This is a genomic window from Rheinheimera fenheensis, from assembly GCF_039871805.1.
Taxonomy (GTDB): Bacteria; Pseudomonadota; Gammaproteobacteria; order Enterobacterales; family Alteromonadaceae; genus Alishewanella; species Alishewanella fenheensis.
Genome location: NZ_JBDPJM010000004.1, coordinates 59,100 through 80,708, shown reverse-complemented (window position 1 = coordinate 80,708; position 21,609 = coordinate 59,100). Strand labels below are relative to the sequence as shown.

General features: G+C 47.7%; 20 protein-coding genes. 17 read left to right on the top strand and 3 right to left on the bottom strand.

Features of this window, described 5'->3' with window-relative positions; translation table 11 throughout:
- The first annotated feature begins 14 nt into the window (after window positions 1–14).
- On the top strand, window positions 15–1,475 hold the full coding sequence (locus tag ABGI61_RS07665) for an alpha-amylase family glycosyl hydrolase (RefSeq protein ID WP_347599332.1): 1,461 nt from the start codon (window positions 15–17) through the stop codon (window positions 1,473–1,475).
- A 71-nt stretch (window positions 1,476–1,546) separates the two neighbouring features.
- On the opposite strand, the gene rlmA is transcribed toward ABGI61_RS07665, so the two are convergent.
- Window positions 1,547–2,341 carry a 23S rRNA (guanine(745)-N(1))-methyltransferase gene (gene rlmA, locus ABGI61_RS07660; protein WP_347599329.1) on the bottom strand — a complete coding sequence of 265 codons (795 nt, stop codon included), beginning with the start codon at window positions 2,339–2,341 and terminating at the stop codon, window positions 1,547–1,549.
- A 274-nt stretch (window positions 2,342–2,615) separates the two neighbouring features.
- Between rlmA and ABGI61_RS07655 the strand changes: the two genes are divergently transcribed.
- On the top strand, window positions 2,616–2,939 hold the full coding sequence (locus tag ABGI61_RS07655; protein ID WP_008219979.1) for a DUF440 family protein: 324 nt from the start codon (window positions 2,616–2,618) through the stop codon (window positions 2,937–2,939).
- A 121-nt stretch (window positions 2,940–3,060) separates the two neighbouring features.
- On the opposite strand, the gene ABGI61_RS07650 is transcribed toward ABGI61_RS07655, so the two are convergent.
- Both ABGI61_RS07650 and ABGI61_RS07645 read right to left on the bottom strand, forming a co-directional pair.
- Window positions 3,061–4,617, bottom strand: coding sequence for a peptide MFS transporter (locus ABGI61_RS07650; protein ID WP_347599325.1), 1,557 nt, complete (start codon window positions 4,615–4,617; stop codon window positions 3,061–3,063).
- 172 nt (window positions 4,618–4,789) lie between these two features.
- Window positions 4,790–5,089, bottom strand: coding sequence for a DUF6170 family protein (locus ABGI61_RS07645; protein WP_347599322.1), 300 nt, complete (start codon window positions 5,087–5,089; stop codon window positions 4,790–4,792).
- A 100-nt stretch (window positions 5,090–5,189) separates the two neighbouring features.
- Here ABGI61_RS07645 and wecB point away from each other — a divergent pair, with 100 nt between their 5' ends.
- The 15 genes from wecB to ABGI61_RS07570 all read left to right on the top strand — a co-directional run bounded on the left by wecB (window position 5,190) and on the right by ABGI61_RS07570 (window position 21,609).
- Window positions 5,190–6,314 carry a non-hydrolyzing UDP-N-acetylglucosamine 2-epimerase gene (gene wecB / locus ABGI61_RS07640; protein WP_347599319.1) on the top strand — a complete coding sequence of 375 codons (1,125 nt, stop codon included), beginning with the start codon at window positions 5,190–5,192 and terminating at the stop codon, window positions 6,312–6,314.
- A 55-nt stretch (window positions 6,315–6,369) separates the two neighbouring features.
- The gene (locus ABGI61_RS07635; protein WP_347599316.1) at window positions 6,370–7,374 is read left to right on the top strand and encodes an SDR family oxidoreductase; all 1,005 of its coding nucleotides are present in this window, start codon (window positions 6,370–6,372) and stop codon (window positions 7,372–7,374) included.
- 46 nt (window positions 7,375–7,420) lie between these two features.
- A complete protein-coding gene (gene tviB / locus ABGI61_RS07630) occupies window positions 7,421–8,698 on the top strand; it encodes a Vi polysaccharide biosynthesis UDP-N-acetylglucosamine C-6 dehydrogenase TviB (RefSeq protein WP_347599313.1) in 1,278 nt (425 codons plus the stop codon).
- Window positions 8,699–8,803: 105 nt separating this feature from the next.
- Entirely contained in the window at window positions 8,804–9,337 is a 534-nt protein-coding gene (gene rfbC, locus ABGI61_RS07625) for a dTDP-4-dehydrorhamnose 3,5-epimerase (protein WP_347599310.1), read from the top strand.
- A gap of 10 nt (window positions 9,338–9,347) precedes the next feature.
- The gene (gene rfbD / locus ABGI61_RS07620) at window positions 9,348–10,217 is read left to right on the top strand and encodes a dTDP-4-dehydrorhamnose reductase (RefSeq protein ID WP_347599308.1); all 870 of its coding nucleotides are present in this window, start codon (window positions 9,348–9,350) and stop codon (window positions 10,215–10,217) included.
- A gap of 90 nt (window positions 10,218–10,307) precedes the next feature.
- Window positions 10,308–10,838 (top strand): transcription/translation regulatory transformer protein RfaH, encoded by a 531-nt coding sequence (gene rfaH, locus ABGI61_RS07615; protein WP_347599305.1) that lies wholly within the window; start codon window positions 10,308–10,310, stop codon window positions 10,836–10,838.
- A gap of 241 nt (window positions 10,839–11,079) precedes the next feature.
- Window positions 11,080–13,809, top strand: a complete 2,730-nt coding sequence (locus ABGI61_RS07610) for an SLBB domain-containing protein (RefSeq protein WP_347599302.1) — start codon at window positions 11,080–11,082, stop codon at window positions 13,807–13,809.
- A 252-nt stretch (window positions 13,810–14,061) separates the two neighbouring features.
- The gene (locus ABGI61_RS07605; protein ID WP_347599298.1) at window positions 14,062–14,982 is read left to right on the top strand and encodes a Wzz/FepE/Etk N-terminal domain-containing protein; all 921 of its coding nucleotides are present in this window, start codon (window positions 14,062–14,064) and stop codon (window positions 14,980–14,982) included.
- Between the two features lie 15 nt (window positions 14,983–14,997).
- On the top strand, window positions 14,998–16,071 hold the full coding sequence (rfbB, locus tag ABGI61_RS07600) for a dTDP-glucose 4,6-dehydratase (RefSeq protein ID WP_347599295.1): 1,074 nt from the start codon (window positions 14,998–15,000) through the stop codon (window positions 16,069–16,071).
- A 2-nt stretch (window positions 16,072–16,073) separates the two neighbouring features.
- Window positions 16,074–16,949: a glucose-1-phosphate thymidylyltransferase RfbA gene (rfbA, locus tag ABGI61_RS07595; protein ID WP_347599292.1), complete on the top strand. Its 876-nt coding sequence runs from the start codon at window positions 16,074–16,076 to the stop codon at window positions 16,947–16,949.
- The gene (gene rfbD / locus ABGI61_RS07590; protein WP_347599289.1) at window positions 16,940–17,830 is read left to right on the top strand and encodes a dTDP-4-dehydrorhamnose reductase; all 891 of its coding nucleotides are present in this window, start codon (window positions 16,940–16,942) and stop codon (window positions 17,828–17,830) included. The genes rfbA and rfbD (ABGI61_RS07590) overlap by 10 nt, the downstream gene beginning before the upstream one ends.
- A gap of 5 nt (window positions 17,831–17,835) precedes the next feature.
- Entirely contained in the window at window positions 17,836–18,798 is a 963-nt protein-coding gene (gene rfbC / locus ABGI61_RS07585; protein WP_347599286.1) for a dTDP-4-dehydrorhamnose 3,5-epimerase, read from the top strand.
- Window positions 18,795–19,256, top strand: coding sequence for an acyltransferase (locus ABGI61_RS07580; RefSeq protein ID WP_347599282.1), 462 nt, complete (start codon window positions 18,795–18,797; stop codon window positions 19,254–19,256). The genes rfbC (ABGI61_RS07585) and ABGI61_RS07580 overlap by 4 nt, the downstream gene beginning before the upstream one ends.
- Window positions 19,256–20,356, top strand: coding sequence for a DegT/DnrJ/EryC1/StrS family aminotransferase (locus tag ABGI61_RS07575; protein WP_347599279.1), 1,101 nt, complete (start codon window positions 19,256–19,258; stop codon window positions 20,354–20,356). The genes ABGI61_RS07580 and ABGI61_RS07575 overlap by 1 nt, the downstream gene beginning before the upstream one ends.
- Entirely contained in the window at window positions 20,356–21,609 is a 1,254-nt protein-coding gene (locus ABGI61_RS07570) for an O-antigen translocase (protein WP_347599276.1), read from the top strand. Before ABGI61_RS07575 ends, ABGI61_RS07570 begins: the two co-directional genes overlap by 1 nt.

The window sequence follows — 21,609 nt, the reverse complement described above, 5'->3', positions numbered from 1 at the left end:
AGGGGGGGATAACAATGAATATGACATCAACGAATAAACAATACTTGCGACAGTTGGCTTTGCTGGCTGTGGCATTGGGTTTGCTGGCCGCTTGTGGCCAGGCAACAAACAATAACGTCACCACACAAGCCACAGCGGGCAGCGCAGTAGCAGATCCCTACCAGCCACAGCCCTACGTTAAGGTTAAGCACCCCGAGTGGAGCAAAAACGCGGTTATTTACCAGATAAACACCCGCCAGTTTACCCCGGAAGGCACCTTTGCCGCCGCGCAGCAACAGCTGCCACGCTTAAAAGCGCTCGGCGTTGATATTCTCTGGCTGATGCCTATTCAGCCCATTGGTGAGGTCAATCGTAAAGGCAGTCTGGGCAGCCCTTATTCGGTGAAAGACTATTACGGCGTTAACCCCGAGTTTGGCACGCTGGATGATATTAAAGCCTTTATCCGCGCGGCGCATGCGCAGGGGATGTATGTAATTCTGGACTGGGTGGCAAACCACAGCGCCTGGGATAACCATTTAGTCACCGAGCAGCCAGACTGGTATATCCGTGACTGGAAAGGTGATTTTCGCCCTACACCCTGGTGGGATTGGAGCGATATTATCGAGCTGGATTATGACAAGCCCGGCCTGCGTAAATACATTACAGAGGCGATGAAGTACTGGGTAAAAGAGGTGGGTTTTGATGGTTTTCGTGCCGACGTTGCCGGCTTTGTGCCACTGGACTTCTGGCAACAGGTTCGCAAAGAGCTTGATGAGATAAAGCCGGTGTTTATGCTGGCTGAATTTGAAGGCCGGGACTTTCACGCTGAAGCTTTTGATATGACCTATGCCTGGACCTGGCATCAGGCGGTACACGCCATCGCGAGTGGCCATGCTGACGTCAATAAACTCTATGTATATTACTCGTGGAATGAAAAATACTACCCGCAAAACATTATGCGTATGCTGGGCGTAAGTAACCATGACCAAAATGCCTGGGAGGGCACTGAGTTTGAAATGTTTGGTGATGCTTTGCCGGCGGTCATTGCACTGTCTGTGGTCAGTGAGGGCATGCCAATGATCTACAACGGTCAGGAAGTTGGTAACCCGCGCCGGCTGGCGTTTTTCGAGCGCGACCCCATTACCTGGCATGATGAAAACGGCGACTTTATTCAGCACGAAAATGGCAAACTGTATCAGCGACTGTTCGCGCTGAAAAAAGCCAATACAGCGCTGTGGAATGCGGATTGGGGCGCCCGGATGATCCCAGTGCATAACAGCCAGGCGGCACAGGTGCTGAGTTTTGTCCGGCAAAACGACAAGGACAAAGTGTTTGCCGTATTTAACTTTAGCGACAGTGAACAACAGGTGAGCTTTAAGGCGCATCTGCATCATGGTAAGTACACAGAGTACCTAAGTGCAGAAACCGCCGAATTTGGCACCGACACCCGCCTGACTTTACCTGCCTGGGGCTACCGGATTTACGTCAAAAATTAAAGGTTAAGTTTTAACGGGCGCAGCAATGCGCCCCCTCTCTACAAACTCAACACTAACAACGCAACCCTCATTCAGCTGCGCTGATACAGATCCAGTAAAAAATCCACGCTGATGGCCGGCAGACCGTCAGCAAACTGTTGTTTTTGTGCGGCGGTAAACTTCCACGCCAGTGGCACCATTTGCACTAACGCCAGCACATCTTCGCTGCGGTTAAAGTTAATCTCAAAGGTAAGGCGCTGGCGCTTCTGGTGTGCAAAACCCTCCAGGCTGGCAATAGTATCGTCATGTAGTCGCACCTGTTCATACACCGCTTGCTTAATTTGTACTAAATGCGCAGGGCCCGGCGTTACGGTAAGCAAATGGCCAACAGGGCTTAACAGCCGTTGCAGCTCTTCAACTTTAGACGGGGCATAAATACGCACTATGGCATCAAAGCTGTTAGCGGCAAAAGGCAGCTGATAAGCGCTGGCCACACTAAAGGCAATATTGGGCTGGGCTTTAGCAGCAAATTTTATCGCGCTTTTGGAGATATCCACTCCCCACACCGCCGTGTTGGCCAGTTGCTGTTTAATAATGCCGGTGTAATAACCCTCGCCGCAGCCTAAATCCAGTAAGCGTTGTGGCGCAACTTCAGCTAGCGTTGTTGCCACTGCCTGCGCCAAAGGTGCATACCAGCCAGCGTGCAAAAATTGCCGCCGCGCCTGCATCATCTCTTTGTTGTCGCCGGGGTCTTTAGAGTTTTTTTGTTGTACCGGTAACAGGTTAACATAGCCTTCGCGCGCCACATCAAAGCTGTGGCGGTTTTGGCATTGGTACTGTTTTGCATTTAGGGTTAGCGGTTGCTGGCAAAGCGGGCACAGGTACATAGCGGTGTCTATCTGAAAAATTGGCGCTCAGTGTAGCAGCACAGCAGTGTTTTGGCCAAAGCCTTGCTATACTGGCGGGCAAAATTAAAAGTCAGGATTAATAGGTAGTTGAAACGCTGGCCTTGCGTTACAACGCTGCAGTGCTCGCCGGAGCAACTCGCTCGCACAAGGCTCGCTCAGACACTCTCCGGCTGTGCGCTGCAGGTTCTAACCGGCCAGCTGCGCTTGCTGAATCACTCAGCCTGCGAGTATTTACAGATAATACGGAGCAACAATGCAAGATTTAGAATTATGGACGCTGGACGAGTTATGTGACCACGCCTTTGATATTTTTGAAGAGCTGGCCAGCGAAAACCTGTCAGCAGAAGACTACGCACAGTACCAACAACATTATGAAAGCCGTGGTTATGTCGACCTGGCTATTCCTGGTGAAGACTGGGTAGAGATCATGATGCAAGACCTCGAGCCCGAGCTGCACTATGAAGCACAAATTGGCCTGACCGGCGAAAATGGCGAGCCAGACAAAGTGCTGGCGCGTATATTACTCAGCCGCGAAAAACACGAATCACTCTGTCATGCCCAGTGGCGAAGCCACTAAAATAGACAGAAAGTGGCGTAGCCACTAGATTAAACTGAAGGTGGCATAGCCACTGAGTCAGTAAAGAGTGGCGTAGCCAGTGGACTAAATAAAAAAGGGTCTGCAAGCAGACCCTTTTTCGTTAGTGCACGCCGTGCATGCGCTTTTTCAGCCAGGGGCTAATCAGCAGCATAAACACACCCACACCCACACCAAAATACATTAGGAAGCTAAACAACTCGGTGTAAGCATTTAACGCCTGGCTGACATCGGCCACTTCACCGGCATCGGTTTCAATTGCCGCCAGTTTTGCCAATTGTGTCGCCAGAAGTTCGGAGTAAGCGGTCGCCAAAAACCAGGCGCCCATCATCACACCTACTACTTTATGCACGGCTAACTTGGTAACGGCCGACAGACCAACCGGCGATAGACACAGCTCACCCATGGTGTGCAGCATGTACGCCAATATTAGCCACCAGGCGGCGACTAAGCCGGCCTCGTTCGGATGCTGCGCACCATACACCAGGGCGCCAAAGCCTAAACCAGCCTGAATAATGCCTAAAGCAAATTTAACCGGAGTGCTGGGTTCTAAGCCTTTTTTCGCCAGGAAAATCCACAGCATGGCAAAAATAGGTGCCAGGGTAATAATAAAGAACGCATTTAGCGAGCCAAACTGGCCAGCGGTAGCGTCATAACCCAACACGTTACGGTCAAGAACCCGGTCAGCATACAAGGTCATTGATGACGCGCTTTGCTCAAACAAGGCCCAGAACACCACAGTAGAGAAGGTGAGCACAATCAGTACCAGCATGCGGTCACGTTCCACCTTGTTACACTGGGTGACCATAAACCAGATTATGCCGACTAGCACCACCAGCGATAACCCTAGCAGCGTGTTATGCACGATAGGGTTGTACTGCACTAACTGCCACACCACAAACAGCGCAGGAATAGTCGCCAGATAAATTAGCCACTCTTTATTAATGCCGGCGAATACTTTTTCTTTTAACAGCGCTGGGTTTGCTGGCTCAGCATAACCAAACAGGTATTTTTGCCCGGTTAAAAACACAATTAAGCCCAGCACCATACCAATACCGGCTAAGCCAAAGCCGTAGCCCCAACCATAGGTTTCACCCAGGTAGGTTACGGTAATAGTGGCAATAAAAGAGCCCAGGTTAATGCCCATGTAAAAGATGGTAAAACCCGAATCGCGTCGTGCGTCTTCTTTACCGTATAACTGACCAACAATGGTCGAGATATTTGGCTTTAAAAAGCCCACGCCCATAATGATCAGCGCCAGCGAGAAGTAAAACACCTGAATCGCGCCGGTATCCTGCACCACCACACCGTTTTCGACATAGGCCTGAAAGCCTTCATAGGCTAACCCTAGGTGGCCCAAACACAGCAAAATGGCACCAAAGGTCACCGCCTTACGCATGCCCAGGTAACGGTCGGCCAGCATGCCACCAATCACGGGCATCGCGTAAACTAAACCGGCATAACTGCCCAGTACGTCTAAACCGCCGGCATCGCTGAATAAGTGATACTTTGTTAAATACAACAACAGCAGGTATTTCATGCCGTAAAAAGAAAAGCGCTCCCACATTTCAGTGAGAAAGCAGACATAAAGCCCGACCGGATGGCCGAGAAATTGCGGCTGATTGGCCAGCGTCTGCTCAGCGTTAGTAGAATCTGTCATCGTAACCCCAGAGTTAATAGACTTAATTATTAGAATTATTGGCTTCGTAACAAAGCAGAAGCTGTCAGGGATTATGCAGATGTCGGCCGGTGTTGTCATCACCGGCCCTTATAAGATCAGATAAAAAGCGCCAATTTACCGGTTCAACTCCCGGCACTTGCGGCAAACAACACTAAGATGGGAACAGTTGCGCCCGAAGCCGCGCCATATCTTTACGACACAGTGCAAAGGTAATAGGCCGGGTAATCATGGGGTAAGCCACCACCAGCAATAGTGCATAACCGGCAATGGCCCAGCCGTCGGCGCGCGCAATTAACATAAACAGCGGAAACAGCACCAACAACTTAATAATATTAAGCGTAATTTTAGTCGGCACCGGCAAGTTGTCAGACGCTTTGCGGATCACCGCCATGCGCTGAGCAAAATTTAGCCCGTTAAGTTCAGGGATACTTTGGCTATTAAAATACAGCATGGTTAATTCCTCTTGATCAGGCGCTAGTTTAGCGGCTTGAGCTATCGCTTTAAAAGGGCTTTTGGTAAGCTTTACGCCATAAGTGGAATAAGGATCTGTGATGATTAAAGTTCTTAGTGTGTTTGGCACCCGGCCTGAAGCCATCAAAATGGCGCCGCTGGTAAATTTGCTTAAGCAGCAAAGTGATATCGACAGCCGGGTCTGTGTTACCGGTCAGCACAGAGAAATGCTCGACCAGGTATTGCAGCTGTTTGCCATTAAACCTGAGTACGATCTGGCGATTATGAAAGCCGGTCAGGATCTGTATGACGTAACCACCAGTATTTTGCTGAATATTAAGCCGGTGCTACGCGACTTTAAACCCGACGTGGTATTAGTGCACGGCGACACCAGCACCACCTTTGCTGCCGCACTGGCCTGCTACTACGAAAAAATTGCCGTTGGCCATGTTGAGGCCGGCCTGCGTACTGGTAATATTTACAGCCCCTGGCCGGAAGAAGCCAATCGTAAACTTACCGGTGCTTTAACCCGTTACCACTTTGCGCCCACTGAAACGTCGAAGCAAAACCTGTTAAACGAGCAGGTGAATCCGGCGCATATTTATGTGACTGGCAATACGGTGATCGACGCACTGCTGCAGGTGGTGGCGAAAATAGACAGCGATTCTGCACTTAATCAGGCGTTTGCCGAAAAATTCCCTTACGGCCAAAACGGCCGCAAGCTTATTTTGGTTACCGGCCATCGTCGTGAAAGCTTTGGTGCCGGCTTTGACAATATTTGCGCGGCACTTAAACAATTGGCAACCAATTTCCCTGATTGCGATATTGTCTACCCGGTGCATTTAAACCCCAATGTGCGCGAGCCGGTATATCGCCTGTTATCAGGTTCCGCTAATGTGCATTTAATTGAACCGCAAGATTATCTGCCGTTCGTTTATTTAATGAGCCGCGCCACCTTAGTGCTGACCGACTCGGGCGGGATTCAGGAAGAAGCGCCATCTTTAGGTAAACCGGTACTGGTGATGCGTGACACCACCGAGCGGCCAGAAGCCGTGGCTGCCGGTACCGTAAAACTGGTCGGGACTGACAAAGCCAAAATAGTGACCGAGGCCAGCCGCCTACTAACAGATCAGGCGTATTACGACAGCATGAGCTTTGCCCACAACCCCTATGGCGATGGCAAGGCCTGTCAGCGTATAATCGACGCCATTAAAGCGGGTGTTTAGCATAGCAAGGTGCGCCTTGGGCGTACAAAAAAGCTAATACAAGGAGAGTAACAATATGGATATTAATGCCGCCTTAGCTAAGGCATCACACACCTGGCTGGTTACCGGCTGCGCCGGTTTTATCGGCTCAAATCTGCTTGAGGTGCTGTTAAAAGCTAACCAAAAAGTGATAGGCCTGGATAACTTTGCCACCGGCCATCAGCGCAATCTGGACGAAGTGCAAGGCCTGGTAAGCAGCGCGCAGTGGGCCAATTTTCGCTTTATCAACGGCGATATTCGTAAACTGGCCGACTGTCAGCAGGCCTGTCAGGGGGTGGACTATGTGCTGCATCAGGCCGCGCTTGGCTCTGTGCCACGCTCAATTAACGACCCCATCACCACTAACGACACCAACATCAGCGGTTTTTTAAATATGCTGGTTGCATCGCGTGATGCCGGGGTTAAACGCTTTGTGTATGCCGCCTCAAGTTCTACCTATGGTGACCATCCTGCGCTGCCCAAGGTAGAAGAGGTTATCGGCAAACCGCTGTCACCTTATGCCATTACAAAATATGTCAACGAGTTATACGCTGATGTGTTCTCCCGTACTTATGGCTTTCACAGCATTGGCCTGCGCTACTTTAATGTGTTTGGCCCGCGGCAAGACCCTAACGGCGCTTATGCCGCGGTGATCCCGAAATGGACAGCAGCGATGATCGCAGGCGATGACGTAGTCATTAACGGCGATGGTGAAACCAGCCGCGATTTCTGCTTTGTCGCAAATGCCGTGCAGGCTAATATCCGCGCTGCACTGGCGACAATAAGCCAGAGTGAAGTGGTAAACGTGGCGCTTGGGGATAGAACCACACTAAACGAATTATTTGCGGCCATTCGCCAAAGCTTGGCCGACAACGGCATTGTATACAGCAAAGCGGCGAAATACGGCGAGTTTCGCCCAGGCGATGTGCGCCATTCGCAGGCGGATATTAGTAAAGCCAAAACGCTGCTGGGCTACGCGCCAGAGTATCGCATTCTCGATGGCATAAAGCGGGCGATGCCATGGTATATTCAGCAGCAATAAGTAACAAAATACATTACAGCTAAAAGGACTTACACAGGAATACAGCATGAGAACACTTGCAGACAGCCAGATTGCCATTATCGGCCTGGGCTACGTTGGCCTGCCATTGGCGGTCGAGTTTGGTAAACACTACGCTACCTTGGGTTTTGACATTAACCAGTCGCGCATCAGTGAGTTACAGCGTGGCGAAGACCATACGTTGGAAGTCAGCGCAGAAGAGCTGTCAGAGGCCACTAAGCTTAGCTACAGCGCAGATATAAACGACTTACGCCGCGCCAACGTGTTTATTGTTACCGTGCCCACACCGATAGACGAGCACCGCCAGCCGGATTTAACGCCACTGGTAAAGGCATCAGAAACCTTAGGCAAAGTGATTAAAGCCGGTGATGTAGTCATTTACGAGTCTACCGTGTACCCGGGCGCCACCGAAGAAGACTGTATTCCGGTGATTGAGCGCGTATCTGGCCTTAAATACAACGTCGATTTTTTTGCCGGCTATAGCCCGGAGCGGATAAACCCGGGTGACAAAGAGCATCGGGTCACTACCATTAAAAAAGTCACCTCAGGCTCAACGCCAGACATCGCTGAGTTTGTCGACAGCTTATACCGTAGCATTATTACCGCAGGCACCTATAAAGCCAGCTCAATCCGCGTGGCTGAGGCCGCTAAGGTGATTGAAAACACCCAGCGCGATTTAAACATTGCGCTAATTAACGAGCTGGCAGTCATTTTCAATAAACTCGGTATCGATACCGAAGAAGTGCTGTTAGCTGCCGGTACCAAGTGGAATTTTTTACCGTTTCGCCCTGGCTTAGTGGGCGGCCACTGCATCGGCGTAGACCCATACTACTTAACGCATAAAGCCCAAGCCATTGGCTATCACCCAGAAGTGATTCTGGCCGGCCGGCGAATTAACGACAGCATGGGCCGTTATGTGGTAAGCGAGCTGGTAAAAGCTATGATAAAGCGCCGCATTCATGTCGCTGGCGCCAAAGTGCTGGTCATGGGGTTAACCTTTAAAGAAAACTGCCCGGATATTCGCAACACCAAGGTGGTGGATATTTTAACCGAGCTAAAAGAATACGGTGTACAGGCTGATGTGTTCGACCCCTGGGTGAATAGCGAAGAAGCGCAGCACGAATATGGTATTACGCCGCTCACAAAGCCAGAGCAGGGCACGTATGATGCGGTGATACTGGCGGTGGGGCATAAAGAATTTCGCACCCTGGGCGCAGCAGGCATTCGCGCGCTAATGAAACCCGACAGCATTTTGTACGACTTAAAATATGTGCTTGATAGCCGTGATAGCGATTTACGCCTCTAATGCTTTGACTGTTGGACCGCGTTGCGGGTTAGTGCTTACTGACCCGCTAGCGCATACGCCTAAGCTAGCGCATACGCTTAAGCTAGCGCCAAAGCAGCATTATTCATGAAAATTATTCACACACCTCTGGCTGGCTGTGTGCTGCTTGAGCCAAAACGCTTTAGCGATAACCGCGGCTTTTTTCAGGAAATATTCCGCGCCACCGATTACAGTTCTGCCGGTATTACTACGCCATTGGTGCAGGATAACTGGTCACGCTCGGTTAAAGGCGTGCTGCGTGGCATGCACTTTCAGCGCAATCATGCACAGGGCAAGTTAATTAGTGTGCTGCGCGGTGAAATTTTCGATGTCGCCGTCGATATCCGCCCCGGTTCGCCTACTTTTGGCCAGTGGCATGGCGAGGTATTATCGGAGCATCAACCAAAGCAGTTATGGCTGGCGCCGGGCTTTGCGCACGGTTTCTTAGTGCTGTCTGACGTGGCCGATGTGTTGTATAAAACCAGCCGGTATTACAACGCCAATGACGAGGGAAGCTTTATCTGGAATGATGCGGACCTCGCAATAGCCTGGCCTGCGATACCTAAGCTGTTATCTGACAAAGATGCTACAGCACCGGGTTTTAAACAGGCACTTAGATGAACCTACTGCCATGAAGCTATTGCTATTAGGCGCGGGCGGTCAGTTAGGCCAGGCGTTTTGCCAAAGCCCATTTTGGCGGGGCAATAATAGCCTGGCGCTAAACCATACCCAGCATGATATCACCGACAGCAAAGCGCTTAAGCAGCTTATTACCGAGTATCAGCCCGATGCGGTGATTAATTGCGCCGCCTACACCAAAGTCGCGCTGGCCGAGCAACAAGCCGAGCGATGCATGCACATTAATGCCGATGCGGTTGCGCAGTTGGCACAGCTTTGCGCCAAAGCACAGTGTTTGCTGGTGCAGTTTTCTACCGACTATGTGTTTAACGGCGAAAAAGGCAGTGCTTATGTTGAAGCCGACAGCACCGCACCATTTAATGCTTATGGCCAGAGTAAGCTGTTAGCAGAGCAGGCGATACAGCAGCACTGCCAGCGCTACCTTATTTTTCGCACCAGTTGGCTGTTTAGCCAATACGGCCATAACTTTTACCGCACTATGCTGGCTTTGGCGCAAAAAGGCAGCGGCATTAGCGTGGTGAATGACGAAACAGGCTGCCCAACCTATGCCGGCGATGTTGCCAATGCCGTGCTTCAGGTGCTGGCGCAGTATAACCAAAGCGACAAAGCGCAATTTTCTTATGGCATCTATCATTTAGCCTCAGCACCTGCTGTAAGTTGGCATCAGTTTGCCTGTGCCATTTTTGCCGCACACCAGCTTACACCCGTGCTTACGGCAGTGAGCAGCAAAAAATGGGCCGACAGTGTAAAACGGCCGGCGTATTCCGCACTTAACAGTCAGCTGTTTAGTACAACCTTTGGTGTAAGCTTGCTGTCCTGGCAGCAAGCGTTAATGTGTTTGGCTGATGCGAGCAACAACTGAAATTGATTAGCGTTGACAGGTCATGCCACGCGTCTTAAGCTTGCCGCCAACAATGAAACAGTCAGTATCGTTTCAGCAAAGGACATGCATATGACACAAAAGCCAGCCGCCTTATGGTATTTGCTGTATTGCAAGCCGCGTCAGGAATTACGGGCGCAGCAGCATTTAGCCAACCAGGGCTTTCATACGTTTGTGCCGCAAATTACGCTACAAAAGCTGCGTGCCAACCGCTGGTGCGAAGTTACCGAGCCCTTATTCCCGCGTTATCTGTTTTTACATGTGCCAACAGGCCAAGAGCTTAATACGCGCGCTATTCGCGCTACCCGCGGCATTACCGATTTTGTCCGTTTTGGCACCCAGTTAGCTACCGTGCCACAGCAATTAGTCGCGTTGTTAACCGAGCAACAAATCAGCCAAAAACAACAAGTTGTACCACCGGTATTAAATGCTGGTGATGCGGTAGATATTTTAACCGGCCCATTTGCCGGCCTTAATGCCGTATTTAATACCCAGGACGGTGAAAAGCGCAGCATAGTGTTGGTGAGTTTATTGGGGCAGTGGCTAGAAACCTCAGTAGACAATAGCGCAATAAAAGCCAAGAGTGCTGAAAATAACAGCTAATACCTTTTTACCGGCCAACAAAGGGTAATAACATTCGATTAATCGGTAAAAAAACGCTAAAATTCTGCAGTTTTTTACCAGAGCCGTGGTCATAGTACATGCATTTACCACGGCGCTAAAAGCAAAGTGTACAACCAGACGGGTACTGTCAGGCATTAGGATGCTGTAACCTAATGGCGGTAGCGTGTCTGCAACAAGCTAATTAAGCCGTCAGGATCAATAACAACACTGGAGTTTACGGGTGCTTAAATTTGTTCAGTTTGTCTGCTTAGCGCTAGCGTTAAGTATAGGTGCCGCTTCAGCTCAGGCGCTATCTCCATCGCCAGCCATGCTGGAGCAGTTCAAGCAACTGCCACGGGCCGAACAAGAAAGGCTAGCGAAACAATATGGTTTTGATGTGTCGATGCTGCGCCAATCGGGCAACACTGCTGCGACAAATAGCAATCAGGTTGAGCCACTTACTCAACCGCGGCGGCTGCAAAAACAAGAACAAGAGCTTGAACCTAATCAGGCGCAGCGCAAATCGGACGAGCCTACCCGCTTTGGTCTTAACTTATTTGATGCCGACATCAGTACCTTTGCACCGGTGTCTGCCATGCCAGTGCCAGATAACTATATTTTAGGCGCTGATGATCAGCTGTTATTACAGTTGTATGGCAAGCAAAGCAGTACCCTAACACTTGCGGTTAGCCGCGATGGCCAGGTATTTGTGCCAGATGTTGGTCCCATAGCAGTGGGCGGGTTAAATTTTGCTACTGCCAGCAAGCTGATTGCCGACCGGGTTAAACAAGCCAGCATTGGCGTAGAGGCGGCTATTAGTATGGGGCAACTGCGCACTATTAATGTGTTTGTTGCCGGCGAAGCTAAGTACCCCGGTGCCTATGCAGTATCAGCCTTAACCACAGTAACCCAGGCGTTGTTTGTCGCTGGTGGCGTGTCTGATATTGGTAGCCTGCGCGAAATAACGGTAAAACGAGCCGGTAAAACGGTCAGCCAGTTCGATTTGTATGACTTGCTGCTTAAAGGTGACAATAAAAACGACGTCCACCTGCAGCACGGTGATGTGGTGTTTGTTGCACCCGTCAGCACGCTGGCCGAAGTACGTGGCGAAGTAAAACGGCCAGCCATTTACGAAGTTAAAGCCGGTGAAACCTTAGGCGATCTGCTGGCAATGGCCGGCGGTGCCAAAGCCGGCGCTTACCCGCAGACAGCGGTGTTAGAGCGCTTTACAAACAATGTACTGGCGCTGCAAAACCTCGACTTAACTCAAAACGTTAACCGCCAACAAGCAGTAAAAAATGGTGATGTACTGCGTTTAGACGCCGCATCGCGCCAAGCTGGCAACCAAATTGTTATTGCCGGTGCTTCGGCACGGCCGGGCTTTTATGCCTGGCGCAGCGGTATTAAAGTTAGCAATTTAATTAATAACCACTGGACAGATTTACTGCCCAGCGCCGATCTGGACTACGCCCTGATCGTGCGTGAAGCCAAACCCGGCACCATAAGCAGCTTTCTACACTTTAGCCCATCAGAGGTTATTGCTAACCCTGGTTCAGCAGCCGACTTAGCACTGCAACCCCGCGATCGCATTTTACTGTTTCATTACGCCAACCAAAGTTATCAGCGTGACGAGCTAAATAAACTTATCCGCGACAATATCAGTGACAAACTGATGTTAAATAGCGAGCAGCGCTGGTTAATGGCCGATCTTGCAAGCAACGCTTTCGCGCAATTAACACAACAGGTTGGTCCGGAGACTGTCGATGAGGTAACTACTGCTCAATCAAATGTACTAATGCTAACGACAGAAGAGCAGCAAGCTCTGCTAACGGCCGAGCTTAACCAGCTATACAGCACGTTATTCACAGATGCTGCAAGCGTAAAATTAAGCCAGCATTTAACCCGTACAGAATTGTTATACCCCATTATTCAGCAGCTTAAGCTACAAGCCCGTAACGATAACGAGCTAGCACTGGTGTCAGTGGCCGGCGCGGTGCGGGTACCGGGTGAGTATCCGCTAACCGCTGGCGCTAAAGTAGCCGATCTTATTGCAGCCGCGGGCGGCTTAACCGAATCGGCTTATATCAGCCGCGCTGAACTGAGCCGGGTGGTAAAACAGGCCGATAACCGTAATGGTGTAGAAGTAAGCCATCAGCAACTGAACCTGCAGCAACTGGCTGATGGTAGTAGCAACCTGCTGCTACAAAACCGTGACCGGTTAAATATCTTCAGCGTGCCAGCCTGGGAGCAACTACGTGAAATCACACTGGAAGGCGAAGTGCGCTTCCCCGGTAAATACCTTATTCAGCAAGGCGAAAGCCTGTCACAGGTATTAGCCCGTGCCGGCGGTGTTACCGACAACGCCTTTGTGTTCGGTGCCATTTTTACCCGTGAACAGGTGAAAGAGCGTGAAACTGTGCAATACGCCAAGTTGTTAGAGCAGCTGCGCTCAGATGTAGCGACCCGCGCACTGGCGGCGCAAGACAGTCAAATTACGCCTGCAGACGCCATGTTAATGTTAAGAGAGATTGAAAAAATAAAGCCAGTCGGCCGTTTAGTGGTCGACTTAGAGCAGGCCATGGCAGGTAACCCGGCGTTTGATATCACGGTAGAGCACGGCGATGTGCTGCGTATACCGCGCATCAACCGCTCTATCAGTGTAGTGGGCGAAGTACAACATACCAGTACTCACAGGTTTGATGCCGGTAAAAGTGTGCAGCAGTATTTGGAGTTGGCTGGCGGTTTGCGTAAACGCGCCGACGACGAGCGGATTTATGTTATCCGCGCCGACGGTTCGGTTATGTTGCCGCAAAACAGCTGGTTTAGCGTATCGCGCAGCCAGCTAATGCCGGGTGACACCATTATTGTACCGCTGGATACCGAATATAAAGACAATTTAAGTTTGTGGGCAACCGTTACCCAGATCTTCTATCAATCTGCAGTAGCACTGGCAGCACTTAATTCGTTTTAATTGAAAGGCAGTGACCCGCAGTATGACTGCTGGTGACCAGCTCCTAACGCAGCAGTGACAGGTTGCCTGTAGGCAACAGTGACCGTCGGCAAGGCCGACTAGTGACCGCTGGCAAAGCCAGCTAGTTACCGCTCGCAATGCGAGCTTGTCACTGCAGTTAAAAGTTACCGCTTCCGCAGGAAGTTCGTTACCGTTCGCACAGCGAACTAGTCACTGCTGGCAAAGCCAGCTAGTCACTACTAAAGGAAAACCATGACTGAAAACGTTAAACCCCATACCGCCGACGACGAAATCGACTTGCGCGAGTTATTTGCCGTTATCTGGCAGGGCAAGTGGATTATTATCACAGTAACTGCTGTATTTGCCGTTGCGTCGGTATTTTATGCGTTAAGCTTGCCCAACGTTTATAAAAGTGAAGTGCTACTGTCGCCTGTAACTGATGACGGTAGCCTAAAAATACCAGGCCAGCTAGGCGGTTTGGCCGCATTAGCGGGTGTCAACTTGGGTGGGGCTGGGGGCGGTGATAAGACGGCGCTTGCATTGGAGATCTTAAAGTCACGCGAGTTTATCGGGCGTTTTATCGAACAAAACGATTTATTCGTGCCAATAATGGCTGCAAAGGGCTGGAGCCGACCGGATAATCAACTTGTAATTGACAAAGACACCTTCGATACAACCTCGCAGCAATGGCTACGCGAAGTAAAGCCGCCCTTTGAGGCAAAGCCAAGCATTCAGGAAACCTTTGAAGAGTTTAAAAAGCTATTTACCGTTAATCAGGACAAAGCTTCAGGCATGGTAAAGCTAAGTATTGAACACTATTCACCATTCCTTGCTAAACAATGGGTTGATAAATTAGTTGTCGCTATAAATGAAGAAATGCGCGAGCGCGAGTTAGCTGAAGCTGAACGCAGTATTGCCTATCTTAATAACCAAATCGCACAAACCAACATCGCTGATATAAGAACCATGCTGTTCTCATTGATAGAGGAACAAACCAAAACAGTAATGTTAGCCAATGTGCGTGATGAATATGTTTTTAAAACCGTTGACCCTGCAGTTGTCGCCGAGAGAAAAGCAAAACCTGCCAGAGCATTAATGTGCATTCTAGCGGTTATGCTTGGTGGCATCTTGTCAGTGTTAGTGGTATTAGCCAGATATTTTTTCAGAAAATAAACCGGAAACATTAAAATGAAAGTGTTAGTAACAGGTGGGGCGGGCTTTATTGGTTCGGCTGTGGTACGCCACATTATAAATAATACCGACAACTCGGTAGTTAATGTCGATAAACTGACCTATGCCGGCAACTTAAATTCAGTTGCTGATGTAGCACAAAACAGCCGATATGTGTTTGAACAAGCCGATATATGCAATGCAGAGGCGATGAAAGCCTTGTTTGAAAAGTATCAGCCAGATGCGGTGATGCATTTAGCGGCTGAAAGCCACGTCGACCGTTCAATCGATGGCCCGGCGGCCTTTATTGAAACTAACATCATTGGCACTTACACCTTGCTTGAAGCTGCGCGTAATTATTGGAAAGCCTTACCGGAAGGCCGTAAAACCGCCTTTCGCTTTCATCATATCTCTACCGATGAAGTATACGGCGATTTGCACGGTACGGATGATTTATTCACTGAAACGACGCCTTATGCCCCCAGCAGCCCTTACTCAGCCAGTAAAGCCAGTTCAGACCATTTAGTGCGTGCCTGGCAGCGTACTTATGGTTTGCCGGTAATCGTCACTAACTGTTCGAATAACTATGGCCCTTATCATTTCCCGGAAAAACTCATACCACTAATGATTTTAAATGCCCTGTCGGGTAAACCGTTGCCGGTATATGGCAAAGGCAACCAGATCCGCGATTGGCTGTATGTAGAAGACCATGCCCGCGCTTTGTATAAGGTAGTCACCGAAGGTGTTGTCGGTGAAACCTACAATATTGGTGGCCATAACGAAAAGCAAAATATCGAGGTGGTGCATGCCATTTGCGAGCTGATGGACGAATTAGCGCCAATGCATGAACGTGGCTACCCACTCAACACTAAACATTCATCTCTCATAACTCACGTAACCGATAGGCCAGGCCATGACCTGCGCTACGCCATTGACGCAAGCAAAATAGAACGGGAATTAGGCTGGAAGCCAGAAGAAACCTTTGAAACCGGTTTACGCAAAACTGTGCAGTGGTATTTAGCGAACAAAGACTGGTGGCAAGCCGTACTGGACGGCAGCTATAAATTGGAACGTTTAGGGCAGGGAGCTTAAGTATGGCATATAAAGGTATTGTATTGGCAGGTGGCTCGGGTACACGGTTGTACCCCATTACTCGCGGTGTTTCTAAGCAACTGCTGCCTATTTACGACAAACCCATGGTTTATTACCCGATCTCAACATTAATGCTGGCGGGTATTCGCGACATTTTAATTATCTCTACTCCAGACGATATAGATGGCTTTAAGCGGTTATTGGGTGACGGTAGTGCTTTTGGCGTTAACTTTAGCTACGCCGTGCAGCCAAGCCCAGACGGCCTGGCGCAAGCATTTTTAATTGGCGAAGAATTCATTGGTAATGACAATGCCTGTTTGGTGCTTGGCGACAATATTTACTATGGCCAGTCATTTTCAAAAACACTTAAAAATGCGGCGGCACGTGATAGTGGTGCAACAGTATTTGGTTATATGGTTAAAGACCCCGAGCGCTTTGGTGTGGTCGAGTTTGATAAAGACATGAAGGCTGTATCAATCGAAGAAAAACCCGCCAAGCCTAAGTCTAATTATGCCGTTACCGGCTTGTATTTTTATGACAACAGCGTGGTAGAGATGGCTAAGCAGGTTAAACCCTCGGCCCGTGGCGAGTTGGAAATAACCACACTAAACCAAATGTACCTGGAGGCCGGCAAGCTAAATGTCGAAATTTTGGGCCGTGGTTTTGCCTGGCTAGATACCGGCACCCATGAAAGCTTGCATGAGGCCTCGTCTTTTGTACAAACCATAGAGCATGTACAAGGCCTTAAAATTGCTTGCCTGGAAGAAATTGCCTGGCGCAATGGTTGGTTAACCACCGAGCAGGTGATGCAGTTAGCCAAACCGATGCTAAAGAACGAATACGGTCAGTATTTAACCCGGTTAGTATCATGCAGCTAACACCACAGTTAAAAGTTGCGTTAACAGGCGCTAATGGCCAGTTGGGGTATCAGTTAGCTAAAAAGCTTGCTAATAAGGTTACCTTACTGGCCTTAGACCGTGCCGCGCTTGATATTGCCAATAATGCACAGGTTGAACAAACCCTGTTAGCTTTTGCCCCTGATGTCATAATCAATGCTGCCGCCTATACCGCGGTAGATAAAGCTGAGCAAGAGCAAGAACTCGCCAAAGCGATAAACGAGACCGGGCCGCAAAATCTGGCAAAAGTCGCTGTTAAATTAGATGCAGTGTTAATACATGTGTCTACCGACTACGTGTTCGATGGCCAAAGCGATAAACCCTATGTAGAAACTGACGCTACTAACCCGCAAAGCGTGTATGGCCAAACCAAGTTAAATGGCGAGCAAGAAGTTGTAAAATATTGTGCAAAACACCTTATTCTGCGCACCGCCTGGGTATTTGCCGAGCATGGCAACAACTTTGTCAAAACCATGCTGCGCCTGGCACAAAGCCGGCCAGAGTTAGGCGTGGTGGCCGACCAAATAGGCGGCCCAACTTACGCAGGTGATATTGCTGATGCGATTATCAGTATCGTGTCTCAACTGAGTACTGAAAATGAGCAGCGCTATGGCATTTACCACTATAGTGGTGCGCCTTACGTTAGCTGGCATCAGTTTGCCTGCAGTATTTTTCAGCATGCAGTACAGCAGCAGTTTATAGCTCAAGCGCCAAAGGTGAATGCGATAACCACAGCCCAATACCCGACGCCTGCTAAGCGCCCGGCATTTTCTATGCTTGATTGCAGCAAAATTCAGCACGCGTTTGCTGTTTCGCCATCGAATTGGCAAGCTGCGTTAAACAACTTAACCTTATACAAGTGAATGCTATGAAAGTAATAGATACAGAAATTGCAGAGGTCAAAATAATTGAGCCTGCAATTTTCAGCGACGAACGAGGTTGGTTTACCGAGTCTTGGCAACAACAAAAATTTAGTCAACTCGTTGCAGATGTAACTTTTGTCCAGGATAATCATTCTGTTTCTGAAAAAGGCGTACTTAGAGGATTACATTACCAGGTCGCTCCCTACGAACAAGGTAAGTTAGTTCGCGTGGTTCGTGGCAGTGCTTTTGATGTCGCTGTAGATATCAGGCCCCATTCACCTACCTATGGTAAACATGTTGCAGTAGAGCTTTCTGAGAAAAATAAAAAGATGTTGTGGGTGCCGCCAGGTTTTGCTCATGGTTTCATGGCATTAGAAGATAATACTCACTTTCTATATAAAACCACTAATTTTTATAATAAAAATTCAGAGCGTTCATTAAAGTGGTCGTCTCCCTTGTTAAACATAAAATGGCCATCTGTTTCGCAAATTAAAATTAATGAAAAAGATCAGTTGGCGCCCAATTTTGAGTTTGAGGAATTTATAGAAAATAAAGAAAATGATAACAATACTATTGTCAAACTTGTTCAATTTAAATGTCTAGGTGATGACAGAGGAAGCCTTGTATCATTGGAGGGTATGAAAAATATTCCATTTGATGTTAAGCGAATTTATTATATTTTTAATACAAAAGACGGTGTTGCGAGGGGCTTTCATGCTCACAAGGCATTAAAGCAAGTTGCTATTGCAGTGAAGGGAAGTTGTAGATTCCTGTTAGATAACGGCAAAAAGCAAGAGTCTGTAATTTTAAATTCTCCAACAAAGGGCCTTCTCATCGATTCATGCGTCTGGCGCGAAATGCATGATTTTTCACATGATTGCGTGCTAATGGTGCTAGCCAGCGAGCACTATGATGAAAGTGACTATTTAAGAGACTATGATGCTTTTTTAAAGGCAGTAAATGTATGAGTTATATCCATCCCAAAGCTGATGTAGCATCTGATACAATCGGCGAAGGCACAAGAATTTGGCAGTTTGTTGTTGTACTAAATGGAGCGAAAATAGGTAAAGACTGCAATATTTGTGCAAATGTATTGATAGAGGGCGACGTCATTATCGCCGATAACGTAACTGTAAAATCAGGTGTTCAGTTGTGGGACGGTACTCGAATAGAGCACAATGTTTTCATTGGTCCAAATGTAACACTTACGAATGATCTATTTCCTAGGTCTAAGGAATATCCAGAGTCATTTTCTGGAATAACGGTTAAGAAGCACGCAAGCATTGGTGCGAACGCAACAATTCTACCAGGCATTACGATTGGTGAGTATGCCATGGTTGGTGCTGGTGCAGTAGTAACAAAAGATGTTCCGGACAACGCCGTTGTTGTAGGAAACCCCGCAAAAGTTATTAGGTATATAAAGTAATGATCCCATTTCTTGATTTGAAAACCTTAAATGCTCAGTATGCAGATCAACTAAAAGCAGCCGCCTCCAGGGTAATAGACTCTGGCTGGTACATAATGGGCGAAGAGCTCAAAGCATTTGAGCAAGAGTTTGCAGCATACTGTGGCACTAAGCATGCAATAGGTGTAGCGAATGGCCTTGATGCGTTAGTGCTAGTACTTCGTGCTTGGAAAGAGCTTGGCAAACTTCAAGATGGTGATGAGGTTATAGTACCGGCTAATACTTATATTGCGTCTGTTTTAGCCATTAGTGAGAATAGGCTTACACCTGTTTTTGTCGAGCCTGACGAGCAAACGTATAATCTATGTCCTTTGAAAGTTGAAGCCGCAATTACGGATAAAACTAAAGCTATTCTTCCTGTGCATCTTTATGGCCTTATTTCGCCTATGCCAGAGTTAATGGCATTAGCTGCGAAGCATAATCTATTGGTTTTAGAAGACTGTGCACAAGCTCATGGTGCGAGTATTGATGGAAAGAAAGCCGGAAATTGGGGCCATGCTGCGGGTTTTAGTTTTTATCCAGGAAAAAATCTTGGAGCATTAGGCGATGCTGGTGCAATCACTACTAACGATGACGAATTAGCTCATGTAATATCAGCTATCCGTAATTACGGTAGCCATAAAAAATACGAAAACTTATATTTGGGTGTGAATAGCCGTTTAGATGAAATTCAAGCTGCTATGCTGCGTGTGAAATTAAAATTCCTCGACAAAGAAATTGAAATTCGACGTGATATAGCTGAGCACTATTTAGCCAATTTAAATCTGGCCGATTTGGTAACGCCCTATGTCAAACATCGCGAAAACCATGTGTGGCATTTATTTGTAGTTCAACATGAAAATCGTGAAGCCGTAACCACTTATTTGTCTGAACGTGGCGTTCAAACATTAATTCATTACCCTATTCCACCTCATAAGCAACAAGCTTATAAAAATTACGAGCATTTATCTTTACCTGTTACAGAAAATATTCATAAAAGAGTTTTTTCTATTCCTATCAGCCCAACGTTAAATAAAGTTAGTGTTGATGAAGTGATAGAAATAATAAATAACTTTAAATAATGAAGCTGCTTCTAAAAGTATCATTCTTAACAGCACTGTTGACGCTGTTAAGAATGGGCTTTGGTTTTGTCATCGCTAAAATAGTAGCGATATATAGCGGCCCTACCGGGTTAGCTATGATGGGGCAAATCCAAAGCTTTATAAGCGGATTAAATGGCGTTGTGAATGCTGCAGCCGGGAACGCAGTAGTGCGATATACAGCAGAATGCGGAAGCAATGGCAATATTGAGGCGTGCAAGCCCTGGTGGGTTGCTTCTGCGCAATGGGTGGCGTTTTCCATTTCACTTTCTATTGTTGCTTGTCTTATTTTCATTGATGAGTTGTCACTATGGTTATTTCATACCAGTGATTATAATTGGTTGCTTATTCTCGTTATCTGCTCTTTGCCTTTAACAGCAGCTGGTACATTTTTTTCCTCTATTATTAATGGGTTAAGGCAATACAAGCGCTTTATACTTGTTAGTATGTTTGCAGTAGTTGTGTCTAATGGTTGCATGATTGCCCTTATTCATTATCAAAAAATTAATGGCGCGCTAATTGCTGCATCAATTCAGGCAATGTTAGTAGGTCTTATTGTATGCCTTAGCTGCTTAACCCAACCTTGGTTAAAGTTAAAGTTTTTTTTGGGTGCTGTTGACGCCTTTTACTTAAAAAAAATATCAGGTTACGTGTTAATGGCGGTTACAAGTGCAGTTACGTTGCCTATGACGATCATAATAGTCCGTAATTTGATAGTTTCACATGTAGGCTGGGAAGGTGCTGGAAATTGGCAAGCAGTTTATAAGATATCTGAGGTATACCTAAGTGTTGTGACTATTGCGCTTTCAACTTATTATTTACCGGCTCTTGCAAGTTTGGTTGGTATTGACGCTATAAAAAAAGAGATTGGTAGTGTAACTAAAGTGATAATGCCGCTTGTTGTTTTGATGGCTGCATTTATTTATTTGACCCGTGATTTCGCTATATCTGTGCTATTTACAGAAGAATTCTCCGATGCCAGAAATTTGTTTGCTATCCAGCTATCTGGTGATGTAATAAAAATACTTAGCTGGTTATATGCTTATCCTATGATATCTCGTGGCGCGACTAAGTGGTACGTTGGCACTGAAATTGGCTTTGCTGCGTTATATGTTTTATTGGCATCTTTGCTTATACCAATTTGGGGCGTGCAAGGCGCTGTGTTTGCTTATCTAACAAATTATTTGATATACCTTCCATTTATGTATTTTAATTTTAACCGGTATGCGGCGTAG